Source organism: Chlamydia sp. 16-02, assembly GCF_042235055.1.
Taxonomy (GTDB): domain Bacteria; phylum Chlamydiota; class Chlamydiia; order Chlamydiales; family Chlamydiaceae; genus Chlamydia.
This window is the reverse complement of sequence record NZ_CP114172.1, coordinates 262,909-287,395: the sequence shown is the minus strand read 5'-3', so window position 1 is coordinate 287,395 and position 24,487 is coordinate 262,909. Positions and strand designations below refer to the sequence as shown.

Here is a 24,487-nt window from a genome sequence, read left to right as displayed (position 1 = left end):
GAATAAGAATTAAAAAAGATGAGGGTTTTACGCAAATCGTTTTTCTTGATTTTTTAAAAAAACAATTCTCGAATATTTTTGCCTATATGTTTCAGATTAAATAATTTCTCATGTTTTTTTATCAGATCTTGATTTAGAATAATTTTCAGATCATCGGTATCACTCTTGTTACTAGCTATTTGAATTGTCTAAAATCTGTAAAAGATTTTCTGATATCAAGGAAATTATTATCAATTTTCTAGTTTGGGAGAGGTTGTCCGAATTCTCTTTGCAATAAGAGAATGAACGGTCGTTCAATCAAAATAATAACATTTTTAGATTAAAGGAAAGTCTTAAAGACTTTTTAAAAACATAATAAATCTACTTTAGATTTGTTGTGTTTGTGTGCTGAGTTTAAATATTTCTAAATCTTTAGAACTGCTTATTTATTATTTAGTTTTGTTATTTTTTTTGATTAAAAGTTTTTTAGTTGCTATAGTTTACCTGTTCTATTCTAATTTGAATTATGCATTTTCATAGATATGTTATTATTGATACTTCTGGGTATCAACCATTTTTAGCTTATGTAGATCACCAGAAGGTATTGAAACACTGGCATCTACCTGTTGGTCCAGATCAAGGATTGGTTCTAGAATTTATTTTTAAAAATAGTTCTTTGTGTTTTCAGGGGATTGGGGTTGCCGCCGGTCCGGGGAATTTTTCTGCAACACGCGTTGGGTTGTCTTTTGCTCAGGGATTGGCCTTATCTCGAAAGGTGCCTATGATAGGGTATAGTTCCTTGGAGGGATATTTGACTCCCAAGGACAAGGGAAAGGCTTTGATGCTTCCCTTAGGAAAGAAGGGCGGAGTATTAACTCTTAGCTCAGATCTCTCGGAAGATGGGTTTATCTATGAAAAGAATGGGGTTGGTCCCGGAATTTTATTGCCCTATGGAGAAGCTTCCGAGTATTGTTTAGCAAATAATTGCTACCACGTCATCTCTCCTAATCCACAACTTTTCATTGATAGTTTTTCAAATAGTATTCGTATAGAAGAAGTAGCACCTTCAATTGACCATATCAGGAGGAATGTAGTTTCTCAACTTATGCTTTTGGAGTGTAGTCAGCAACTGATCCCAGATTACCGCAGTTGTTCTTGTTTTTTTTAATTTAAAAATATTTCAATCAGTAGGCGCGCTGGATTAAAATCAATCCTACTGCTTTTTCAGTGCGTTGCACGTCAACTAACTCTTGAAGGGTAATAGATCTGATGTTACAATCGAGGCGCCTCTAACATAGCAGAGTGAGACGTATAGCTGTATTGTTTTAGGCTTAACAGTGATTATTATGCGAAATAAGGTAATGCATGCCCAGTGTTAAAGTTAGAGTTGGTGAGCCTGTAGATCGAGCTCTGAGAATTTTGAAAAAGAAAGTTGATAAAGAAGGGATCTTAAAGGCTGCTAAAGCACACAGGTTTTATGATAAACCTTCAGTAAAGAAGCGAGCTAAATCTAAAGCCGCAGCTAAATACCGCAGTCGTTAGAAAAATGTCCTATCTAGTGGTGTTTGATTTATGGATTACTATGATGTTTTAGGTGTTTCTAAAACTGCCTCTCCCGAGGAAATAAAAAAATCTTATCGTAAGTTGGCCGTTAAGTATCATCCCGACAAAAATCCAGGAGATGCTGAGGCAGAAAAACGTTTCAAGGAAGTCTCCGAAGCCTATGAGGTTTTGAGTGATCCTCAAAAGAGAGAGTCTTATGATCGCTATGGTAAGGACGGACCTTTTGCCGGAGCCGGTGGTTTCGGTGGTGCGGGTGGCATGGGCAATATGGAAGATGCTCTTCGCACTTTTATGGGAGCTTTCGGTGGAGAGTTTGGTGGTGGCGGAAGCTTTTTTGAAGGTCTATTCGGTGGTCTTGGAGAAGCTTTTGGCATGCGTGGCGACCCTGCGGGAGCCCGTCAGGGAGCTAGTAAGAAAGTTCATATCACCCTAACATTTGAAGAAGCTGCTCGTGGCGTAGAGAAAGAGCTCCTTGTTTCCGGATATAAAACTTGTGAAACTTGTTCTGGTAGCGGTGCTGCTAGTGAGCAAGGAATCAAATGCTGTGATCGATGCAAAGGTTCTGGGCAGATTGTTCAAAGTCGTGGATTTTTTTCTATGGCATCAACATGTCCTGAATGCGGTGGAGAAGGGCGCGTGATAACAGATCCTTGTTCAAACTGTCGAGGACAAGGAAGAGTTAAAGATAAGCGAAACGTTCATGTGCAGATTCCTGCTGGAGTTGATTCTGGCATGCGTTTAAAGATGGAAGGTTATGGAGATGCCGGACAAAATGGCGCTCCTTCTGGAGATCTTTATGTTTTTATTGATGTGGAAACGCATCCTGTTTTCGAACGGCGTGGAGATGACCTGATTTTAGAGTTGCCTATCGGTTTTGTCGATGCAGCTTTAGGAATGAAAAAAGAAATTCCGACCCTCTTGAAGGAAGGTACGTGTCGCCTTACGGTTCCTGAAGGGATCCAAAGTGGCACAATTCTTAAGATTAAGAATCAAGGATTCCCGAATGTTCATGGTAGAGGACGCGGGGATTTACTCGTTCGAGTTTCTGTTGAGACTCCACAAAATTTATCAGAAGAGCAAAAAGAATTACTCCGTAAGTTCGCAACTACGGAGAAGGCAGAAAATTTCCCTAAGAAACGTAGTTTCTTAGATAAAATAAAGGGTTTTTTTTCTGACTTCGCCGTATAGATAAGGGATAGCGTTAGTTGTCTATCCAAGGAGCAGATATGGAAGCAATACAGCATGAATTAGGATCTTCTATTAAAGAAGTTCTGAAATTAGTCTGGAGTTTAAGATTTGCTGAGAACAAGATGCTCCTTCTTTCTCGACAAAGCGATTCTGGAGGAACTTTCCAGCTGTCCTGCGCTGGTCACGAACTTGCAGGAGTTGTTGCAGGAAAGAGTCTCATCCCAGGTAAAGATTGGTCTTTCCCTTATTACAGGGACCAAGGATTTCCTATAGGGTTGGGGTGTGATTTTTCCGAGATCTTTGCTTCTTTTCTTGCTAGATTAGCCCCTAATCATTCTTCTGGTAGAATGATGCCCTACCACTATTCCCACAAAAAACTGCGTATTTGTTGTCAATCTAGTGTTGTTGGCACACAATTTCTTCAGGCTGCAGGACGAGCTTGGGCTGCGAAACATACAAAATCTAAAGAAGTAGTCTATGTCTCAGGAGGAGACGGATCTACATCTCAAGGAGAATTCCATGAGATGTTAAATTACGTTGCCCTACATAAGCTACCGTTAGTTACAGTAGTGCAAAATAATGCCTGGGCGATTTCTGTTCCTTTTAAAGATCAATGCTCTACAGACTTAGCTCGTTTAGGGGAAAGTTATCACGGTCTTTCAGTATATGAAGTGGATGGCGGTGATTACTTCGGTCTAGTGGATGCATTTTCTAAAGCTGTAGATCAAGCTAGGTATGCTTCTATTCCCGCTTTAATTCTTATCAAAGTTATGCGTTTAGAACCGCATAGTAACTCTGATAATCATGAGAAATATCGTAGTCGTGAAGATTTGGATCATTGCATAAGTAATGATCCTCTAATACGTTTAGAACGACAAATGATAGAAGAATGTGGTATTTCATCTACTGAGATTTTAGAAATAAAAGCTGAGGCAGAAGCTGAGGTTGCTCGTGCTTGTGAACTTGCTGAAGCAATGCCTTTCCCTAGTAAAGGTTCTACAAGTCATGACGTGTTTTCTCCACATACGATCTCTCTAATTGATTATGAAGATTCTTTAGAAGCTCAGAATTTGCGTGATACGCAACCAAAAGTAATGCGCGATGCAATTACGGAAGCTTTAATTGAAGAAATGAATAGAGATTCTGGAATAGTTGTTTTCGGTGAAGATGTTGCTGGAGATAAAGGTGGAGTTTTTGGCGTTACAAGAAATCTGACGGATAAATTCGGTATAGAACGTTGTTTTAATACGCCATTAGCAGAAGCTACAATCATAGGAACTGCTATCGGTATGGCTATGGATGGTATTCATAAGCCTGTTGCTGAAATCCAATTCGCTGATTATATCTGGCCAGGAATTAACCAGTTATTTTCCGAAGCTTCTAGTATTTACTACCGTTCTGCAGGAGAGTGGGAAGTTCCTTTGGTTATTAGAGCTCCTTGTGGAGGGTATATACAGGGTGGTCCCTACCACTCTCAAAGTATAGAAGCATTTTTAGCACATTGCCCGGGAATTAAAGTTGCGTATCCATCTAATGCTGCAGATGCAAAAGCTTTATTAAAGGCTGCTATTCGTGATCCTAACCCAGTGGTCTTTTTAGAACATAAGGCGTTATATCAACGGCGTATTTTTAGTGCTTGTCCAGTATTTTCTTCGGATTATGTTTTACCTTTTGGTAAAGCAGCAATTACCCATCCAGGTTCGGATCTTACGATCGTTTCCTGGGGCATGTCATTAGTTATGAGTATGGAGGTTGCCAAGGAATTAGCAGCTTTGGATATTTCTGTAGAGGTTATAGACTTACGAACAATAGTTCCTTGTGATTTTGCCACAGTTTTAGAATCTGTGAAGAAAACAGGGAAACTTCTTATTGCTCATGAAGCTTCAGAGTTTTGTGGATTCGGTAGTGAACTTGCTGCGACTGTAGCCGAACAGGCATATTCTTATCTTGACGCTCCTATTCGTCGTGTTGCTGGATTACACGCTCCTGTTCCTTACTCAAAGATATTAGAAAATGAAGTTCTTCCTCAGAAGGAGAAAATTCTTCAAGCAGCAAAAAGCTTGGCTGAATTTTAATTGTTGTAAGCTTTCTGCAAGATAGATAGTAAAGGAAGTTCTTTTTGATGGTTTACGGTAATTTGTTTTACCGTTCGTTCTTTGCATTTTTCCTCTATACATATAGCTTCTAGTAAGGCTAAGGCACACTGAGAATGCCACATTTCGTATTCTTCTTGATGCGAACTAATATCATTTAATCCTAAAAGTTCAAGCTGCAATGAGCTAATTTTATTCTCCCTACAAATGCGGAAGCACTTGAGATAAGCATCTACGAGATTTTTAAAAGCCTCCTCGTGGTTGAAATCTTGAAAGGTAATAGCTTTTTGTAACTGCCTAGTATACAGAAGAACTTCGATAGTAGGTGGATTGATAAAGATCAAATGAGAAGCAGGAGTTCTTTCCTGAGACTTACTTATCCATGGTCCATAAGCTATAGAACCTGGAGGAAATTTTGTGGAATTAGGTTTTGTAATATCATTCCAACATTCCTTTTCTATACGTCCAATTAATGCTAATGTTCTATTAATTACATAACTGGAATCTCTTTCAGAGTTCGTACAGAGCATAATCGCGGAATCTTCATTTTTTAATAGAGGGTCGTTTATAGGATGTCCTTTATAGAAGGATAGCTGCACACCGGTCTTTGGATTACTTACAAAGACATATTCCGTATTCTTATTAATTTTATTTGCATATGGAAACACCAGGCCTAGGGCATAAGTGTTTTTTAAGCGTTTTGCAACACCGGATAACGTAAGATCTAAGAATGTCGGTGTGGAAATAGGTAAGAGGCATTTTCTTAGCATTATTAAAATCAGACCGCTAAGAATAAGAAAAACAGCTCCTAAAGCAAATAAAGGAGAGGAAAAAGCAAAAGATTGTCCTGAAGATAGCGCCAGCACACCTCCTAATAAAAATGCCAATCCTAAGGCAGCTACTGCCTGTATAATATGCAATGTTTTTATTTTTAGATTGCATAGGCTTACATATGCCTCTGATAACCTTAAAGAGGTGCTTAAGGTTTGATTTTTCACATAATGGTGAATTAAAGGCATGCAGGGATCCTAAGATAAATACAACCAGCGATATAATCGTAAAATAAGCAAAGGAGCTTAACAATAAAATTTTTGATAGCAACAAGAATTTTTTATAAATTCTTGTTGTTAATTAGAAAAAGGTAGCCATTGTGTTAGCATGCTCAACAATGTTTCAGGTTGGTAAGCTTGTTGCAAAGATAGATGGAGAGGCAAATCTGAGAGGTTATTTACAGTAATATGAGTAAGTGTTCTGAATTTATTTTCCTCTTCTAAACGTATAGCTTCTAATAAAGCTAAACCACATCCTGAATACCAAGCTTCGTATTCTTCTTGATGTGAGCCGATGTTATTTAATCCTACGAGTTCTATCTGTACAGAGGTTATTTCATTTTCTCTACAGATCCTGAATATGGCTTGATACATTCTTACAGCAGCTTGGAATTCTGTTTTGTAATCGAGATCTATAAAGGTAATTGCTCTGTTGAGCACTTCATTTGTAAGAAGAATAACCGGGGGATTAGCACAAATGAGATGGCTTGCGGGAGGAATTCCCGATGGATTTACCCAAGGTCCGGAAACAATAGTTCTTGGTGGGAACTTTTTAGAGAGAGGCTGGGTAATCTTTTCCCAACATTTTTTTCCTATCTGTCCTACCAAAGCTAGCGATCTTTCTAATAAAAGGTGTAACTGTCTATCTGCATTTGTCAGAACAAGTATTGCAGAATTTATTTTCTTTAAGAATGGATCATTCAAGGGATGCCCTTTTAAGAAACATACATTGAGATCAGTATTTTTACTCCGTATGGTCACATACTCCGTATTTTTATTCATACGTCCTGCAGGATGTATCCCAGTAAGTTCAAAGCGTGTTTGTAAAAGATGAGCGGTATACTCAGGTGTGAAATCCAAAAAATCTGGAATTTCAATTTCGGGAATAAAGATTTCTATGGGATGTTGCGTAGGTGTGGTTACTGAAGTGGGTTTAGGAGTTTCTATTGGTGTTGGTGGTTTTTTTACTATAGGAGATTGTGGTGGTGTGATGTACTCCGTCTCTACAGAAGGGATTGGGGCTATATGAGGTTTTTTTAGGCGTGTTAATAAAATGAAACAGCTAAGAATAAGTAGAGCAAAGCCAATAATTAATAATGGTAGGGCAATAGCTAATGAAGAACCTAAAGCCAGGGCTATGACACCTCCAAGATTTAAAGCCATTCCTAGAGTAGAAATCGTTTGTATAATCTGTATGAGTGGTAGTTTTATATTCCCTAAATATATGTAAGTAATTGCAGTTGGATTAACTGAACACAGACTTTGATTATTTATAGGTGAAATGGACATGGGCTTGACCTAATTTGAAGATAGTCAAGACTATACTTTCTTATTGGAAGCTCATTTTAAGTCATTTAGATGACCGTTCACAATAAAATTTCTTCAGTTTTATGATTGTAAAGAATCTTTTTATAAAAGATGGGAAGGTTCTCCAGATTATAGAGATCTGGAGAACACCATGTTAAGATCCATACGCTTGTTGCAAAGCAGAGAGTAAAGGAAGTTCTGTTCTACTATTTACAGTAATATGCGTGAGCGTGCTTCCCTCGGTTTCTTCTTCGATACGTATAGCTTCTAATAAAGCCAGACCGCATCCTGAGTACCAAGCTTCGTATTCGTCTTGATTTGATCCAATATTATTTAATCCTAGAAGTTCAAGTTGAATCGAGGTAATGCCATTTTCTTTACAGATGCCGAATATGGCTTGATACATTCTTACTGTGGCTCTGAATTCTTTTTCATAATCGAAATCATCAAAGTTAATTGCTCTTCGGTGTACATCACGTATAAGCGTAATAAGAGGAGGGTTTGCGCAGATAAGGTGACTCGCGGGTGGAATATCTTTGGTTTTGTTCACCCAAGGGCCAGCAACAACAGATTCTGGAGGGAATTTCGTAGACTCCGGTTTTGTAATATCATTCCAACAAGCTTTTTCTATATGCGGACCTAAAGCTAAGGATCTCCCTAATAGCAGATGCTTCTCTCTTTCACAATTTGTCAGAACAAGCATTGCAGAATTCGTTTTCTTTAAGAACGGATCTTCAAGAGGATGTCCTTTTAGGAAGCATATATGTAGATTATGTCTATCACTACGTACCGTTACGTATTGCGTATTTTTATTGATACGTCCTTGAGGATGTATTCCAGTAACTCCAAAGCGTATTTTTAACAAATTAGCTATGTATTTTGGTGTGAAGTCTAAAAATCCCGGAATTTGAATTTCTGGAACACGTACTGTCACAATAGGGTGTACGGGAGGTGTAGTCACGGGAACTGGAGTTGGAGTTTCTATAGGAACCGGAGGTGTTTCTACTACAGGAGAGGTAGGGGGTGTTGTTACCGGAGATTTTGTTGGAGGTGTCGTTGGTGGAGGTGTTCCTCCAGGTTTAACTCTTGTCGGTTTTGGTGTGATTGGAGGGGAAGAAGGCGCTGGTTTTGGCAGAGGGGGTTTTCTTAACCGCGAAGCTAAAAAGAAACAGGTAAGAATCAATAAGGCAATGCCAATAACAAGTAGAGGTAGGGCAATGGCTAATGAAGAACCTAAACATAAGGAAACAATACCCCCAATATTTAATGCGATGCCTAATGCAGTAATTGTCTGCAGAATGCGCGTAAGGCGTATTTTCAATTTCCCAAGATTCACATAAGTAATTGGTGTTTCTGGAGAGGGATTTGTACTTTGATTATTGGTAGGTGAAGTAGACACAAGCTTGCCTTAAGTTGAATATAATCAATGATATACTTACATATTTTCTCTCTAGTTTAAGCAAAGCGCGTAGGTTTCACAATAAAAAAATTTTTTACATAGGAATTTTATTGTGAATGAAAAATTTTTCTATAGTTCAGAAATAGAATTGGTTAAGGGTAGATTTCCTGTTGTTTTTGTTTTTTCTAGGCTAACGCCAAGCAAAAATAGAAGAATGAGAATCACAGTGAGTTTTTCTGGAGACGTAGGGGCGGGGGATAGGGATGTCAGAAAATTATGACTATGAAGAAGCGGATGCGAGATAATCCACGAAATACAAAATTTTGTCATCGGGGCGACAAACGGAAAAATCAAAGAAATGAGAATAAGGGAAAAAATCGGAAGGATAATTAGGGGAAAAAAGAGGTTATAGATTAGACCATCCAGTGGAAAATACCCAAAGAAGTTCACTGCAGGGAAAAAGAGAAAGATCTGTGAGGCTAGTGCTATAGATAGGGCTCCCCAGAAATAGCGAATAAAGGGAAGTAAATATTCAGGAGTTATTTCTTTCCAGGGTGTATAGAAAAAACGAAATAGATGAGGGAAGAAAAGTAAAATACCCAAAGTAGCTAAAAAGCTGAGAGCGAAAGCTGGAGATAGGGGCGAGAATACTAAAGAACACAAAATACATCCGATCCCTAAACGATTCAGACTAGAGCAGTATCCTGAAGAAAAAGGAGAAAGACAAATTAGTGATAAAGAAATCCATGCTCTCCATACCGAAGGAGACCAGGGAAACAATAGCGTTAGTCCCGAAAGCACAACAAAAGTAAGAAAATATTTTATTTTTGTTGGGAAAATACCAAAAAGGAAAAATAGAGCTGAGGCGAATAGGGAAAAATGCCATCCAGAAATAGCAAATAGGTGGGCTAGTCCTTTACTTTTGAAAATTTCTTTTAGATGTTTTGGTAAGGGAGTGCCAAGAAGAAGGCTAGAGGCGAATCTTCCTGATTCCCCAGAAGAAAATAAATGTAAAATACGTTTATGACATGATTCTCGTAATTTATGTTGAATACATGCTATTTTTATTGGCTGTATTTCTTCATAGCAACCATTAGACTTAAAAATAATTTGGGATGTATGATCTAGCGTTGTTCCTTGGATGTAGTATTTTTTATTTAGTTCTAAATGTGCGTCTATAAGAATAATACAAGGAACATGCCGGTGTTTTTGTCCACAGGGATATTGTAGGTGAACAGCTTCTCCAAAATATCTATTTTCTCTTCCAGATTTAATGATAAAGCTTCCTGATGATTGTCCTTTATGAATAGAAGAAGGTTCTGATAGAGTCATCAGGGGTATAATCCAGAAAATTCCCATAAAGAGTTGTTGTTTACGTTGTTGTTTGGGAATAAAAAGGGAAAGAACTAGAAGTAAGAATATCCCGCATAAAGGATGGGTACGCGCTAGAGTCCCCGTTAGCCAATAGAGTGCGCAGATTAATAGAGGGTGTTGTCGTTGAAAGTATCGACAAGAATGAATTAGCTGTATCCACAGGGAATAAAAAGTTTGAATAAGGACAGAGGATGAAAAAGTTTCAAAACGTTTTAACATCGGTTCATTCTTTTCCCACTCTTGAAGTGTATTCTATAGAGCAATTACGTGAAGAAATGTCTTGGGAAGAGATCTCCAAGAAAGCTCCTCGTTTGCCCCGAGGCTGGTACGAGCTGATGGGATTATCAAAAAAGGATAGATTAGATTTTTGCCAAGAGTATTGGCTTACTGTTTTGGGAGTTGATGATAATCAATTCCCGGGTATTTGTCGTTTTTTTTCTCTATTAGATAGTCTGGATGTTTATATTTATCGCTCTGCTAATGAACCCTATGATGTAAAAATGCTCTATACTTTTGGCGATGGGCGTTGTGGTTTTCAAGGTGAGCCTCCTTTATTAGAGGTCGATGGACATTGTTTTCCTAAACTAGGGGATAGTGATTATCAGAAGTTTTTCACGATTCATAATGGATTTGGAAAATGGGAAGATGAGGGAATTTTTCCCTGCCGTTCTTTAGCCAAAGTTCAACATAAGTTGCGAGAGTTGTTACTACGTTTAGAAAAGATCTCTCCCGAAGATAATTGTACTTCTTTGGGGATTTTTCCTTTCTATGGTTATGAAGAACCTTTGGCTTACCAATGTTTCCTTTTTGATCCCGAAGTGCGTAGAGATTGTCCTTCACCAAATGTATTGTTGAGTGAGGATAGTTTACTTCATAGAAGTTTAGAAAGTATTGAGCTTTTACATTTAACTACAAGTCATTATCCTTCCTTTCTTTCTTGGTTAGAAAACTACTTACATAGTGAAGAGGTATATGGTGGATGAATGTCGAGAATGTGTTTTAGATGTCGAGGATGTGGAAGTTCCTGTGGATTCTCAAGGTGATGATGAACTGACATGTGTATGTGTTGTGAAAAATACTTCTGGAATACACGTTCGCCCTGCTGGCGCTATTGTTAAATTGTTTGATGGTGAAGATTGCGAAGCAAGCTTTACCTATGCAGGGAAAACAGTAAATGCGAAAAGTATAATGAGCATACTCATATTAGGAGCACCACAAAATGGAAAGATTTTTGTGCGTATTAAAGGAAAAGATGCGAATCGAGTACTGCAGAAAGTGCAGGATGCTTTTGATTCAGGTTTTGGAGAGTTGTAGATGAACACGCCCGCGCCTTCTGTAGAACAAAATGAAGAATGGCGAGTTCCCGGAATGACTTTAGTTTCTGGGGTGGCCATAGGAAAAGCTTTTTTTCTGGGAACCTCTCCTTTGCAAATTCATGAACTTACTTTACCCCAAGAGGAAGTAGAACATGAGATACATCGTTACTATAAAGCATTGAATCGTTCTAAATCTGATATTGTTGCCCTAGAACAAGAAGTTCAAGGAAAACAAGGGCAACAAGAGATATCTTCGATACTACAGGCTCATTTAGAGATAATTAAAGATCCTATTTTGACTGAAGAGGTTGTGAATACTATCAGAAAAGATCGTAAGAATGCTGAATACGTCTTTTCTTCTGTCATGGGGAAAATAGAAGAATCTTTAACAGCTGTACAAGGAGTCTCTTTAGCTGTAGATCGTGTTCAAGATATTCATGATATTTCTAATCGTGTGATTGGTCATTTATGTTGTCAACATAAGAGTTCTTTGGGGGATGCAGATCAAAATATCATTGTGTTTTCCCAAGAGCTTACTCCGTCAGAAGTTGCCAGTGCTAATCCCTCCTATATTCGAGGATTCGTTTCCTTAGTTGGTGCTCCGACGTCGCATACTGCTATTGTTTCTAGAGCAAAAAATATTCCGTATTTAGCAAATTTTTCTCATGAAAACTGGGAACGTATTCAAGAATACTCGGGTAAGCTTGTACTTATTGATGGTATTCGTGGTGAGATTATCTTTAATCCTAAGTCAAAGACGCTTGAGAATTGTTATAAGCAAAAAAGCACATCTTACAGTGTAAAATCCTATCCACAAGCATCACCTCATGCAATAGTGTCTTCTCATGCCGCTAGTCTTGAAGAAGTGCGTATGCTTTCAGAATTTTTCCCTCAAACATCTATTGGGCTATTTCGTTCCGAATTCCTGGCGATTGCGGAAGATAGGTTGCCTACGGAAGAAGAACAAGCCGTGGTATATAAATCTTTAGCTTTATTTCCAGAGCGCGTGTCTGTTTTGCGTTTATTTGATTTTGGAGAGGATAAGCCGTGCCCTGGTCAAGATCCTATTCAAGAACGTTCAATACGTTATTTATTGAAGAATTCTCAAATGCTTGATGATCAGCTTAGGGCTATTTTAACAGCTTCGGTATTAGGTCCTTTAAAAGTATTAATTCCTGGAACAGCGGATGTTATAGAAATTATAGAAGTGAAACGTCGATTAGAGAATGTACGTCGTTCGTTTAATAAGGATCATAATATAGAAAATATTGTCTGGGGAAGTATGATAGAAATTCCCTCAGCTGTATTGATGATCGATGAGATTCTTCAAGAATGTAATTTTATTTCTATAGGTACCAACGATCTTATGCAATACGCCTTAGGAAATAACAGAGAAAGAGTTCTACCTTATTACCTCGATAATCCACTTCATCCTTCGGTAATGCGAATGATTCGCCATGTAGTGTCTAATGCTAAGCAGCATGACGTCTATACATCTATTTGTGGAGAGGCTGCAGCAAATCTATCTTTAACACCATTTTTCTTAGGATTGGGAGTTCAGGAATTGTCTGTTGCTATGCCAGCTATTGTAGAGCTAAGAGAGAAAATAGCTTCTTTGAATTTGAGTAATTGTGTAGAGCATACCGAGAAATTATTAAGAGCAAGGACCTGCGAAGAAGTTCAGGCCCTACTATCTTAAAAAGGCATTCCTGCACGCATTACAGACATCTCTTTATCCATAGCTTCTTTGGCTTCTTTAAATGCTGAACGAAAGAGATCTTCAATAACTTCAGGTTCTTCAGGATCAAGACATGTGGGCTGTACTTTTACAGAAACAATATCACATTTGCCATTGATCACTACAGAAACGAGTCCGTTACCTGCTTGTCCTTCATAGCGTTTTTGTTCTAGAGAAGCTTCCATTTCTAGGAATTGCTGCTCCATGATTTTTGCTTCCTTTTTCTTTTTAGCATATCCACTGCCCATGTTTACTCCTTAGTTAAAATTCCTGAAAACTCAACAACAGCAAATTGTAAAAGCGTATCTATAGTAGCTGATCCTACTAAAGAAGGGGAAGTCTCTTTTTGATAGGAAGGTTCTTTAGGAATGGGAGATTTCGAAGATGAAGACAAGAAACTTTGTTCTTCGTAGTGCTTTTCAATTGGTATAATAGATTTAGGCGATTCTTGCTGTTGGGAGATAGTTTTAGGTGTGTCAAAAGTTGATGTTTTAAGTTGTGAAAACAGAGTTTCTAAAGAAGGACGTTGGCATATCCGAATTAGATGAACAATTACGGTCTCTAAAAATGTTTTTTCGAAGATAGTTTGTTGTAGATGTTTCGCTGCTTCTCCGAGAAAGTCAATGATTTCTAGTAAACATTCGCTAGAATAATGCATTGCCGTTGCTGATAGAGGGGAATTTACCTGATCTTTATTAAGAAGTACGTCACGATAGAAAACAGTAAGGTCATGAAGAAAGGTTATTGGCGCTACTCCAGAATTTATTGCAGTAGTCACTGGCTGTAGGGCTTCGGCGTATTTTTGTGTGCGGATGCACTCCGCCAAAGTGCAAAGAGTATCCTGAGAGACTACACCTAAAGCATCAGATACAGACTCTTGGGATAAGGATTTAGGAAATAACCCTATGACATAATCATAAAGAGATTCTGCATCGCGGAGGCTTCCTTGAGCTGCCCTAGCAATAGGAAGAAGAGCTTCACGAGAAGTCTCTATGGAGTTTTCTTGAGATATAGATACTAACTTATCTACAATCATTGTCTCTGGGATTCTTTTTAAGTGCATTTTTTGACAACGGCTTAAAATTGTTCCAGGAATTTTATAATTTTCTGTAGTGGCCAAGAAAAATTTTACATGACTAGGAGGTTCTTCCAGAGTCTTCAATAGGGAATTAAAAGCCTCTTTTGTCAGCATATGCACTTCATCGATGATATAGATTTTGTATTGCGATTTCGCTGGGGTGAAGAGGACCGTTTCATTGATCTGACGAATATCTTCGATACCTCTGTGGGAAGCGCCATCAATTTCTATAACATCTAGGGAGTTTCCTAAAGAGATTTCTTTGCAAACACAACAGTGATTGCAAGGTTCGTTATTAGAAGTTGGTTCTATACAATTCAATGCTTTAGCAAAAATTCTTGCTAAGGTTGTCTTCCCTGTTCCGCGAATTCCTGAAAATAAATAAGCATGCGCTACACGTTGAAATTTTAAGGCATTTTTTAAAACAGTAACTACAGCATCTTGTCCGAGAATTTCGGAAAATGTTTGTGGACGGTACTTTCTAGAAGAAACTTGATATGTTGTAGATGTCATTTATTAAGCCTCTAAAAATTCTTGCGAGGAGTTTTTTTATTTAATTCAGGTGACTATTTTTCCTGGGATTCCTAGACTGAGTGTCCCAAAAATGCGTCCACTAATGAATTTGCAATTAGGGACAGTTTTTCTATGTTCACTATAGTATAAAGGGTTGGAAATTGTCCCTCTTTAATGAATATATTGGTGCATTAGATAGAACATGGTGTTGTTTAGATAAGGTATGGAGTGCCATGAGAAATCGTCATTTTTCTTTGTCATATATCAAGCTATAGTCAATAGTATGAAATTCTTAATTAAAATAGAGCAAAGTTCACAAATCATGATAATGTGCTTTAAGTGATGTCATTTCCTATGAATTTTTTGAGTTTTCTTGTTTGCAAGTGACAGAGTTTATTTGTGAAAAGATAGAAGTGCTAGTTTTGAATAAAAAATGGTGTTTTGTTCTTTGGTGTGATAGCTAAAAAATAATAGATATAGCCTGTATTGAGCATATGATCAAGCAAATGGAAGACCGTAGGCAAACTTACCGTAGCTGTACTACTGCTGAAATAGATCGGCCGTGGTCAAGATATCTTTTATATTTTGGTATTACGGCTATTTTTGGTTTAACGTTATTTTCTTTTATCTACCTTAGAGTTCTTCATATTCCTGTATATAAGGAGGGGGATATTGCTCAAGTATCTCTGAGTTCTCCTATCGAATTTTCTATAAGTTGGAACGTACATGCATTCTATAGTAAGACTGCCGAAGTTCCTGAAGTATTTGGAAAGGTCTACCGTATTTCTGAAAACACTTGTTTTGAAGAACCCGAAGAAGAAGAAACACGACGGTGGCTAAAAAAAACTCAAGATTTTCTCGGCGCCGTGGGATTTATAGATAACTCTACAGAAACTTGTCTTCAAGATCTTCATTTGCGTCCCTCGGCTCTGAAAGAAAGAGATCGTTTGCTGGGAATTCATGTAAGTGCTGATTCTAGGGAAGTTATACATCAATGTGTTGCACATGTGGATAATTTCTTAAGGTCTGAAAATTGTCCGGTATCTTGTAGATTGCATATTATAGATAATCTAAAAGAGAAGTCTTTAGATATCGCTGTTGATAAGGAAAAATCAGGCTATGTTAAAGGAGATTTACTTGGAACACGGCGATTGGAGCATTTTCCTAAGGGCAGTTCTATTATAAGGCAGTATCAAAGGATTAGTGCAAGAGATGCAAAAATCCTTCGCTGCTTACGTCACCAACTCGTCTCCTCAACAACGTTATTTTCTTGCCGGGGAGCTTTAGGAGTTCTTATTTTGGTGGTAGTTATTTTAATTTGGGGCTATCGTTCATTGGTAACGTTTTGTCCTGAGTTATTGATGTCGCCAAAACGTTTTATGCTCTATATTGCTATCTTTTCCCTATCATTGATCGGAGTAAAGATTACAGAGACTCTTTGTGCTCTAGGCCCACAAAGTTGGGAAATTTATCTTTCCTATCCGCTGATTCTTCCTTTTACAGCTATTCTTCTTGGTCATCTTGTAGGCATTCCTCTTGCAGGAGCTTCCTGCACATTTTTAGGAGTTCTCTATACTTTAGAATCAGATATTTGGAACAATAGTTGGTTCCTTGCTATGAACTTATTAAGTTCATGGAGGATTTTATTCACATTGAGCCGAGTAACGCGTCTATCTTCACTGTTTTGGTGTTGTATGAAGTTATGGTGGGTATCCACGGCAATTTTAACAGGATTCCGTTTGTTCTTCGGTGCCGCATCTATAACAGCTTTCCGTGCGGATTGTTTAGGAAGTTTTGTTTATAGCTTGATTACTGCTTTAGGTGTTGGAGCCTTAATTCCTGTATTTGAATCTTCTTTCGGCGCCTGTACTCATAATCATTTATTAGCCTATTTAGACTCCGACTACCCTTTATTAAAGAGACTCTTCGAACAGGCCCCTGGGACTTACCAGCATTCAGTTTTAGTAGGTATCCTTGCAGAATCCGCAGCTAATGCTATTCATGCTGATGGGCTTTTCTGTCGTGTTGTGGCGCAATATCACGATATTGGTAAGTTAATTAATCCAGGATTCTTTCTTGAAAATCATCAAATGCTTGGAACATCAAAAAGTAGTCTCTCTCCGATAGAGAGTGCTAGAATGATTATGCGGCATATTCCTGAAGGAGTAGAGTTGGCTAGGAAGGCCGGTCTTCCCGACTCTTTTATTCGTGTTATTGAAGAGCATCATGGTACATCAGTCATTCTTTCTCCTTATCATCGTCATTTACAAAATAATCCCAACACAGGAACTTCAGACGAGGAACTTTTCCGTTATCCAGGAAGAAAACCATCCTCTAAAGAATCCACAATTATTATGATTGCAGATTCATTTGAAGCAGCGGCGCGTTCTTTAGAGGGAACAAGTATGGTGGCTTTACGGGATCTCGTAGATAAGATTGTGTCTGGGAAAATACATGATGGACAATTTGCAGATTCTCCAATAACTTTGGATGAGCTTACGACCATCTGTGAGACTATGGTCAAAACACTCTATAGCGCTTTACATTCTCGTGCAAAGTATCCTGAAATGGCTTTGAAGCCTTGTGTCTAGTATAAGCTTGCAGATAGGTTTTAAATATCAACGTTATCCAGATTTCTCTTTGAGCAGTATTTTATTCCCGCCGCTATCCCTTTACCAATACCAAAAATAGCTTTCGATAAGCCTATAATTAAAAGAATAGGAATAAGAAGAATAAGTAGAGGTAACATAAAGCCTAAACCACCCAAAACACTGATGATTATAGGTAAACACATAATCTGTGCCGTTTCTCGGCATCGAGGGCATTTTGTATTTGGGGTGAAATTGTTCACTCCTTTGAAGGCGGCCCGAGCCTGTACATATCTATAGTAGAAGATACCAGCGTAAATCAGCCCTACAATGGGAATCAAGACCATAGGGATATGCTGAAGTCTGGTCATCATAGCTTCTATAGCCATAGGACAGCCGTGAATTGCCTCAGGTAATATGGCAACGGATGTTTGACAAATGCTGCCGTTTTCGTTCACGTGTGTATGTTGAGGAATTTGAACTATTCCCATAAATCCCTACTTGTTAAATTAGAATTTAGAAAAGGTCGTAGTGAATTATATTTCAATGAGAACAATAAGTTTTGAACTAAAACCAAACTATTTTATTTCTATTTATTAAATTAGTTCCATAACTTTTCTTAAACACAAGAAATCTTAATTTAGTTTGCACTGCAATCTCTATGGCTAATTCAACAATAAGTTAAGATATTTTAACAAAATATCATTAAAAAATAGTTTTATTAGGATTTTATTTTTCTTAAGAATCTTGTAATTCGCAAAAACTCAAATTTAATAGTTTCAGGGCATTTTATAATAAAAACACCCTCAAACTCAATCTTAAGCACGTTGATTACTCATGGAATGGACTTTATAACAGTTGATTAGGTTAAGAACCACGGCAATATGCTGTTATTTTCGAATAGAGAGCCATGATCAATAGAGCAAAGCCTACAAGCAGTATAATTGGGAATAGCAGACCTAATCCACCGAAAATAGCAACACCAATACCAAGATTTAAATGACTTGGATCTAATTTAGAACAGATTGAACTCGTACATTTTTGGTTGGGGGTGTAGTCTAGCTTCGCATATTCCTTATTCATCAGAGATTTTTGATAAATAAGACGGCCTGCTATCAATAAACCCGCAATGGGAATACAGGAAACAAGCTTTTGAATTCGATGTAATTTGGCATCCGGATCGAGTAGATATTTTGGAGCATGTAACACAGTAGATGCTGCTACATCTGATCTATACCCGTTTGAGTTTACATGGGGGTGAGCAGGAATAATTGTGGCAACAAGAGGCATAAGGGAACTACCTTCTTTAAAAATTTAATTACTGGCTATTTAAAGTTTTTCTCTAGAGATTTTTTCTTTATTTAGAAGTTGGGTGTGTCAGTTTTTAAAAAATTTGATTGTTTATTTCAGTAGAGAAAAAAAATAAGCGAAAGCATTTTCCCATAAACTCAAATAAAAGTATAGAGTTTTTTTAAAATTTTGATAATCAAGTAAGCAATAATTCCAATAATAAGAAAGGGGGCTAACACTCCTATACCTCCTAAAATTCCAAATGCAGTTAAGGGAAGATAATATTTAGGATGTACACGAGAGCAAAGTTTATTAGCACAGCTTTGATTAGGAGTATAATTTAAAATTGAATAGGCATTGCGCATTACCGTGAATCTACGATAAATTAGGAAAATTGTAAAAATGAGTCCTGAAATTGGGAAAACTAAGAAGCGCATGCTAATTTCAGGAAAATATGCTGATTTACACACAGCAATTTTTGTTGTGGGAACAGATATCAAAGTATTTCTACTTGTAGTGTGTATATGAGTAGGCAGGGTAACGTACGCGGTAAACATGATATTGCCTCATGAATTTTATGATTTATGATTGCAACATTGTTTATTTTAATTATTTATTAACGCTATTTTTTACTGATTTATTCTAATAACGTTTATTACAGTCTGCTTTAGATATAATCTAAGCTATATTTTTAGATTAAATGGAGATTAAGAGTTTGTCTTGAGCAATGTTCGATGTATTTAACGGGAGTAAAAATTTTTTCCAAGCTTCGATATTTTTTGCTGCAGTAATGCTTAGACGTCCTTGAAGAGGATGATAAGGGGGAGGAAGTACTTTAGTGTAAGGTAATTTTAAGTGTAATCTAATAATGGCAGCTTTGGCAACAACAATAGCGTCATATTTTCCGCTTTCTAGCTGCTCCAGTCTCTCTTCTATTGTACCTCGAATATCCAGAATCTGTCCCTTAGGAAATAGGGTTTTTAACATTTCTCCCCGACGCAAAGAAGAGCTCCCGAGCCTAGGGTTTTTAGGAAATCGTTTCCAAAGGTAACGTTCGCCATAAATTAAAAGGTCTGAAGGGTCTAAACCTTTTGTTATTGCTACAACGGAGGTCGTTGATGGATCAGGGAGGTCTTTAGCGGAATGCACAGCAAGATGGCAGTGGCCTCGAAGGACAAGCTTATCCACAGCATCCGTGAAGAATTGTGAATTTTCTACGAGGCGTAGAGGAGTAATTTTATCTTTATCTCCACGAGTGTTTACTGCATGTATCTGAATCCAAAGTTTAGGAAACCATGAATGAAGAAGACGAGCGCATTCGTGTACCTGAGCTTGTGCTAAGGTAGATCTTCGAGAAGCTATGCGTAAGGGACGTCGTCCTACGCAAAAATCAGAAAGAAAAGGATCAGTGTAGCAGTCGGATAGCATCTTTTATAGTTTTCACCCCTCGAATATCTAAATGATCTTTAATTTCAGAAGATAATCCCGAAATTTGTCCTTCCGGAATCACAGCACCTTCAAAACCCATGAGCTTACTTTCTTTAAGACGTCTTTCTAAATGGGTAACGTGACGGATTTCGCCTCCTAAGCCTATTTCTCCAGTAAATGTATAATTTTGAGGAGAAAGGCGATTATATAATGATGACACTACAGCAAGTCCTGCACCTAAATCTGCAGCAGGTTCTGTGATTTTTAATCCTCCAGCTATGGATAGAAAAACATCAGCGGTATGGAATTTTATTTGAGCGCGCTTTTCTAGGACAGCTAAGAGTAGCAAAAATCGATTCTGATCGAATCCTGAAGTTTTTCTAATCGGATTTGCAAACGGAGAAGATGATGCCAAAGCTTGCATTTCGATAAGAAGAGTTTCAGATCCTTCGATAATAGGAATAATTACGGAACCCGTGGTTTCTGTAATTTTTTCTTGTAAAAAGAGACCAGAAGGATTAGTAACTTCTTTTAATCCATCAGTATGCATAGATAGAATAAGCAATTCATTCGTAGGGCCAAAACGATTTTTTACAGAGCGTATCATACGATAATTGGCGTGTGAATTACCTTCAAAGTATAAAACAGTGTCTACAAGGTGTTCTAAGACTCTAGGACCAGCAATTTCTCCAGATTTTGTTACATGACCTATAACAAAAGTTGTGATTTGTGATTGTTTAGCAATATGCATCAGCTCAGAAGTCACTTCTCGTACTTGAGCTACGGATCCTGGAGAAGAATGCAATGCAGGATTAAATACGATTTGGATAGAGTCGATGATTAAAATATCGGGGTTGAGTGTTGCTATTTGTTGTTTAATATCATCAAGGTTTGTTTCGGGGAATAGGTAGATGTTTGCACTGGAAATTTTTAAACGCCGTGCTCTTAAAGAGGTTTGCGTTACAGATTCCTCTCCGCAAACATAGAGGACTTTAAGACCTCGATTAGCAAATTTTGCTGATGTTTGTAAAAGTAAAGTAGATTTTCCAATTCCTGGATCACCACCTAATAGAGTAAGACTACCACGAACGGCGCCACCGCCTAGAATCCGATCCCAACCGGGTTCTCCTATGCATAAACGTTCTTCTTCGCGAAGCTCTACAGTATTCAAAGATACTGCAGTTGCTTGCGATCGAGAACGTCTTCCATTTTGAGAAGGGGAGACGAGTTCTTCAATAAATGTATTCCATTGTAGGCATCCTGGACATTGACCTAACCATTTTGGTGTATTGGTTCCGCATTCATTACAAGTCCATTGTGTTTTTATCTTCGTAGTCATGGGCATCTAAAGCTTCTTGAGCCGCTAACTTCTCGGCTTCTTTTTTCGATAAGGCAAATCCTTCACCCCAAACTTCATCATTGACTGTTACCCGAATATGGTAACCTGGGGCACCTTGTTGGGATGTCCACGGGGTGGATTGATATATGGGTAATGTACGCAATTGTTTTTGCGTGAGCTGTTGCAGACGATTTTTCGGATTTCCTAGCATAAGGGGAAGGATATCCTTTTTTGAGGGCAGCAGAGGTACGGTAATTTGTCTTGCTGGAGCTAAGCCCCCATCTAGATAAACAGCGCCTAGAATAGCCTCAAATAAATTAGCATAAGCTGAGGTTCTTCCTCGCTCATTTTGAATCCTTTCTCCTTTACCTATAAGTAAGTATTCTCCTAATCCTAATGCATCAGTATATTGGCAGCAAGAAACTGCATTTATCAAAGCTGCACGTGCTGTGGACAACGTGCCCTCATCCATGGAAGGAAATAATAGGAATAAGTGTTCGGTTACGATTAAGCATAACACGGCGTCTCCTAAGAATTCCAAACGCTCGCTATCTTCGGTAATAGTCACAGTCTCATTCCTATAAGAAGGATGTGTGAGAGCAGTAACTAAGAGTTTCGGTTGAGTAAATGTAAAATTTAATTTAGCTTCAACTTCTTTAATGTTGATCAGATTATTCATAAAATTATGAAATGTTGCCCTATTAAAATATAACGCATTAGTTATCGGAGTTTTTTTATAGGCGGAAAAGGGCTTAAAGTCTATAGTACTTTTGGTTACACTCTCTTAAATGGATAAGTATGAGGATTGTTCTACATTTAGAACACCTGCGCCATTTTCAAAATCAAGGTAGTATATTATTCGAAGATCTGGTCTCTGCGGACGATTGTTTTTCTCTAGAAACAAAACTAAGACATTTCGTGGAATCCATCTCCAAAAATACACTAGATGCGCGCTGGAGAGACAATATTTTCCGCACCCTTCCTGAAGTGGCAGCTTTAGTTAAAAAGCGACATTTGGATATTTTTGCTGCTAATCTCGTACATCGACCTAGATTATTATTAGTCAGTGATTTTTGGGTTTTCCCTGAAGATAGCATCAGCGAAAGGGAAGAAGATTGTCAGTTACTCTTATCTCTATCAGGCGATAAGGTAGGTCAGGGAGTCTTTTTTGTTGGATCTTATCCCACCGAGCTTTATTTCCCGAAGCCAGGAGAAACAGCTCTTCTACTTGCTTTTTCCTCTGCAGGGATTCCTGTTGCCTAAAGAGATTTCTCTCTTTTAGATAAATATACGAAATTGTTTGCCTAGAGCTATTTTTATGTTATGACTGCATAAGATCTCGATTTGTTTTTAGGAACTTTTATGAAGCATCTTCCGCAGAAAATAGAAACTCTTTGTAACCCTATAACAGCCAAGAATATCTTGACTTGGCTATCTAGTGACTTTGGTAAAAACGATGAAGATATTATAGCTGAGCTTCTAGAAAACAATCCGCAGCGTCTTGAGGAACTATTTGGGAAAACTCTTGCCTTTGGTACTGGGGGATTACGTAGTCCTATGGGATTGGGCACCAATAGAATTAATATCTTCACAGTGCGACGTGCTACTCAAGGTTTGGCACAAGTATTAAAAAAACATAACCCTCATCCTGGGGATTCGATTCGCGTAGTCATTGGTTATGATACGCGGAATCATTCCTTTGATTTTGCTAAGGAAACTGCGAAAGTTCTCGCGGGTAATAAAATTCATGCGCTTATATTTAAAGATCCTGAACCTCTAGCCTTGGTTTCTTTTACTGTAAGATCTCAACAGGCTTTAGCAGGAGTGATGATTACCGCTTCTCATAATCCTCCAGAGTATAATGGCTACAAGGTTTATATGGCTTCAGGAGGGCAAGTATTACCTCCTTTAGATCAGGAGATTATTCGAGCATCAGTAGATGTTGAAGAAGTTTTACTCGTTGATTCTTTAGAAGATCCCTGTATTCATTTTGTGGGAGAAGAATATGAGGCTTTATACACGAAAACCGTACACCAATTGCAGCTATATCCTGAAGATAATCGTCTTTCAGGACCGGCAATTCACGTAAGCTATTCTCCACTCCATGGAACTGGAGTTACTATGATTCCTCGAGTTTTAAAAGATTGGAATTTTCCTATGGTTAAGCTTGTTGAGAAACAAGCGCTTCCTGATGGAAGTTTTCCTACGGTACATTTGCCTAATCCTGAAGATCCTGAAGCGCTAACTTTGGGAATTCAGCAAATGATAAAGAATCAGGATGATATTTTTATAGCTACAGACCCTGATGCAGACCGTTTGGGAGTTGTGTGTTTAGATGAGAACCGCCCCTATATATTTAATGGAAATCAAATTGCCTGTTTGCTTGCTGATCATATTTTGCATGCTTGGTCAGCTTACTCTCCTTTGGGTAAAGAAGACAAGGTGATTAAAAGCTTAGTAACTACAGAAATGTTGTCAGCAATCACAAAGTTTTATGGTGGCGATATTGTGAATGTAGGGACCGGATTTAAGTATATTGGAGAGAAAATAGAAGATTGGAGAAATAAATTAGAAAGGTATGTGTTTGGCGCTGAAGAATCCTATGGCTATCTTTACGGCACACATGTAGAAGATAAAGATGCTATTAGTACATCAGCGTTAATTACAGAAGCTGCTTTGCAGAAAAAGCTTCAGGGGAAAACCCTTCGAGAGGCTATTTTAGATTTATATGAGACTCATGGATATTTTATGAATAAAACAGTCTCCTTATCTTTTGAACCAGAGAAGGAAAGCTTCATGAAATCCCAAATAGAGAAGTTGGCAGCTCTTGATCCTTCTACTATGTCCTTAGTAGGGGATAGCGTAGTAACATTTGAAAATTATCATCAGGGTATAGGAATTAATACGGCCTCGGGAACTACTTATAAACTCTATCTTCCCAAGATGTTTATGTTGTGTTACTACTACAATAGTGGGGGTAAGATTATAGTGCGTCCTTCAGGTACAGAGCCTAAAATAAAATTATATTTTGAGCTTGTAAACCGTTATGATGTGGTAGCAGAAAAGAAACAGGAACAAGTCCAAAGAGAACAAGAAAGTCAGAAAAAATTAGAAAATTTTATTTCCGAATTTAAAGAGAAATTTTCCTCCTTACAGGCCGAATAATAAAAATTAAAATCCCCTTGTAGTAATATCTTCAGCGCATCTACACTGGCGCTGCAGAAAGCTGGCTAGATTTTTGTTC

21 protein-coding genes and 1 pseudogene are annotated in these 24,487 nt (G+C 37.9%); 10 read left to right on the top strand and 12 right to left on the bottom strand.

Annotated features, from left to right (window positions below; translation table 11 throughout):
* The first annotated feature begins 505 nt into the window (after positions 1–505).
* From O1W70_RS01240 to O1W70_RS01225, 4 genes are all read left to right on the top strand, one after another.
* On the top strand, positions 506–1,147 hold the full coding sequence (locus O1W70_RS01240) for a tRNA (adenosine(37)-N6)-threonylcarbamoyltransferase complex dimerization subunit type 1 TsaB (RefSeq protein ID WP_332381246.1): 642 nt from the start codon (positions 506–508) through the stop codon (positions 1,145–1,147).
* A gap of 197 nt (positions 1,148–1,344) precedes the next feature.
* Positions 1,345–1,521, top strand: coding sequence for a 30S ribosomal protein S21 (gene rpsU / locus O1W70_RS01235; RefSeq protein ID WP_006343002.1), 177 nt, complete (start codon positions 1,345–1,347; stop codon positions 1,519–1,521).
* A gap of 30 nt (positions 1,522–1,551) precedes the next feature.
* Entirely contained in the window at positions 1,552–2,730 is a 1,179-nt protein-coding gene (dnaJ, locus tag O1W70_RS01230; protein ID WP_332381248.1) for a molecular chaperone DnaJ, read from the top strand.
* A gap of 38 nt (positions 2,731–2,768) precedes the next feature.
* Positions 2,769–4,805: a thiamine pyrophosphate-dependent enzyme gene (locus tag O1W70_RS01225; RefSeq protein WP_332381250.1), complete on the top strand. Its 2,037-nt coding sequence runs from the start codon at positions 2,769–2,771 to the stop codon at positions 4,803–4,805.
* Here O1W70_RS01225 and O1W70_RS01220 read toward each other — a convergent pair.
* The 4 genes from O1W70_RS01220 to O1W70_RS01205 all read right to left on the bottom strand — a co-directional run bounded on the left by O1W70_RS01220 (position 4,802) and on the right by O1W70_RS01205 (position 10,172).
* Positions 4,802–5,842 (bottom strand): hypothetical protein, encoded by a 1,041-nt coding sequence (locus O1W70_RS01220; protein WP_332381251.1) that lies wholly within the window; start codon positions 5,840–5,842, stop codon positions 4,802–4,804. The two genes, O1W70_RS01225 and O1W70_RS01220, sit on opposite strands and share 4 nt — an antisense overlap.
* Before the next feature lie 108 nt (positions 5,843–5,950).
* On the bottom strand, positions 5,951–7,162 hold the full coding sequence (locus tag O1W70_RS01215) for a hypothetical protein (RefSeq protein WP_332381253.1): 1,212 nt from the start codon (positions 7,160–7,162) through the stop codon (positions 5,951–5,953).
* A 172-nt stretch (positions 7,163–7,334) separates the two neighbouring features.
* Positions 7,335–8,579, bottom strand: a complete 1,245-nt coding sequence (locus tag O1W70_RS01210; RefSeq protein WP_332381254.1) for a hypothetical protein — start codon at positions 8,577–8,579, stop codon at positions 7,335–7,337.
* Positions 8,580–8,708: 129 nt separating this feature from the next.
* The gene (locus tag O1W70_RS01205; RefSeq protein ID WP_332381256.1) at positions 8,709–10,172 is read right to left on the bottom strand and encodes a ComEC/Rec2 family competence protein; all 1,464 of its coding nucleotides are present in this window, start codon (positions 10,170–10,172) and stop codon (positions 8,709–8,711) included.
* Between O1W70_RS01205 and O1W70_RS01200 the strand changes: the two genes are divergently transcribed.
* The 3 genes from O1W70_RS01200 to ptsP are packed head-to-tail and all read left to right on the top strand — an operon-like array spanning position 10,145 to position 12,968.
* Positions 10,145–10,936, top strand: a complete 792-nt coding sequence (locus O1W70_RS01200; protein ID WP_332381258.1) for a hypothetical protein — start codon at positions 10,145–10,147, stop codon at positions 10,934–10,936. The genes O1W70_RS01205 and O1W70_RS01200 overlap by 28 nt on opposite strands.
* Positions 10,926–11,267, top strand: a complete 342-nt coding sequence (locus tag O1W70_RS01195; protein WP_375797245.1) for an HPr family phosphocarrier protein — start codon at positions 10,926–10,928, stop codon at positions 11,265–11,267. The genes O1W70_RS01200 and O1W70_RS01195 overlap by 11 nt, the downstream gene beginning before the upstream one ends.
* Entirely contained in the window at positions 11,268–12,968 is a 1,701-nt protein-coding gene (gene ptsP, locus O1W70_RS01190) for a phosphoenolpyruvate--protein phosphotransferase (protein ID WP_332381260.1), read from the top strand.
* On the opposite strand, the gene O1W70_RS01185 is transcribed toward ptsP, so the two are convergent.
* Both O1W70_RS01185 and dnaX read right to left on the bottom strand, forming a co-directional pair.
* Positions 12,965–13,255, bottom strand: coding sequence for a YbaB/EbfC family nucleoid-associated protein (locus tag O1W70_RS01185; protein WP_332381263.1), 291 nt, complete (start codon positions 13,253–13,255; stop codon positions 12,965–12,967). The two genes, ptsP and O1W70_RS01185, sit on opposite strands and share 4 nt — an antisense overlap.
* Positions 13,236–14,598 (bottom strand): annotated as a pseudogene (gene dnaX, locus O1W70_RS01180) (DNA polymerase III subunit gamma/tau). Before dnaX ends, O1W70_RS01185 begins: the two are co-directional and overlap by 20 nt.
* A gap of 494 nt (positions 14,599–15,092) precedes the next feature.
* On the opposite strand from dnaX, the gene O1W70_RS01175 reads away from it, so the two are divergent.
* Positions 15,093–17,189: an HDIG domain-containing metalloprotein gene (locus O1W70_RS01175; protein ID WP_332381266.1), complete on the top strand. Its 2,097-nt coding sequence runs from the start codon at positions 15,093–15,095 to the stop codon at positions 17,187–17,189.
* Positions 17,190–17,209: 20 nt separating this feature from the next.
* Here the strand turns inward: O1W70_RS01175 and O1W70_RS01170 are convergent, their stop codons facing one another.
* The 6 genes from O1W70_RS01170 to rnc form a co-directional block, all read right to left on the bottom strand.
* Positions 17,210–17,677, bottom strand: coding sequence for a hypothetical protein (locus tag O1W70_RS01170; RefSeq protein WP_332381269.1), 468 nt, complete (start codon positions 17,675–17,677; stop codon positions 17,210–17,212).
* Between the two features lie 376 nt (positions 17,678–18,053).
* Positions 18,054–18,476, bottom strand: a complete 423-nt coding sequence (locus O1W70_RS01165) for a hypothetical protein (RefSeq protein ID WP_332381271.1) — start codon at positions 18,474–18,476, stop codon at positions 18,054–18,056.
* A gap of 158 nt (positions 18,477–18,634) precedes the next feature.
* The gene (locus tag O1W70_RS01160) at positions 18,635–19,033 is read right to left on the bottom strand and encodes a hypothetical protein (protein WP_332381273.1); all 399 of its coding nucleotides are present in this window, start codon (positions 19,031–19,033) and stop codon (positions 18,635–18,637) included.
* A 139-nt stretch (positions 19,034–19,172) separates the two neighbouring features.
* Positions 19,173–19,904, bottom strand: coding sequence for a hydroxymethylbilane synthase (locus tag O1W70_RS01155; protein WP_332381275.1), 732 nt, complete (start codon positions 19,902–19,904; stop codon positions 19,173–19,175).
* Complete coding sequence (gene radA / locus O1W70_RS01150) at positions 19,882–21,243, bottom strand: DNA repair protein RadA (RefSeq protein ID WP_332381277.1); 1,362 nt, start codon at positions 21,241–21,243, stop codon at positions 19,882–19,884. The genes O1W70_RS01155 and radA overlap by 23 nt, the downstream gene beginning before the upstream one ends.
* Positions 21,209–21,922, bottom strand: a complete 714-nt coding sequence (gene rnc / locus O1W70_RS01145; protein ID WP_332381278.1) for a ribonuclease III — start codon at positions 21,920–21,922, stop codon at positions 21,209–21,211. The genes radA and rnc overlap by 35 nt, the downstream gene beginning before the upstream one ends.
* Positions 21,923–22,041: 119 nt before the next feature.
* Here rnc and O1W70_RS01140 point away from each other — a divergent pair, with 119 nt between their 5' ends.
* Both O1W70_RS01140 and O1W70_RS01135 read left to right on the top strand, forming a co-directional pair.
* The gene (locus tag O1W70_RS01140; RefSeq protein ID WP_332381279.1) at positions 22,042–22,506 is read left to right on the top strand and encodes a DUF5070 domain-containing protein; all 465 of its coding nucleotides are present in this window, start codon (positions 22,042–22,044) and stop codon (positions 22,504–22,506) included.
* A 99-nt stretch (positions 22,507–22,605) separates the two neighbouring features.
* On the top strand, positions 22,606–24,408 hold the full coding sequence (locus tag O1W70_RS01135) for a phospho-sugar mutase (RefSeq protein ID WP_332381280.1): 1,803 nt from the start codon (positions 22,606–22,608) through the stop codon (positions 24,406–24,408).
* The last annotated feature ends 79 nt before the right edge of the window (positions 24,409–24,487 follow it).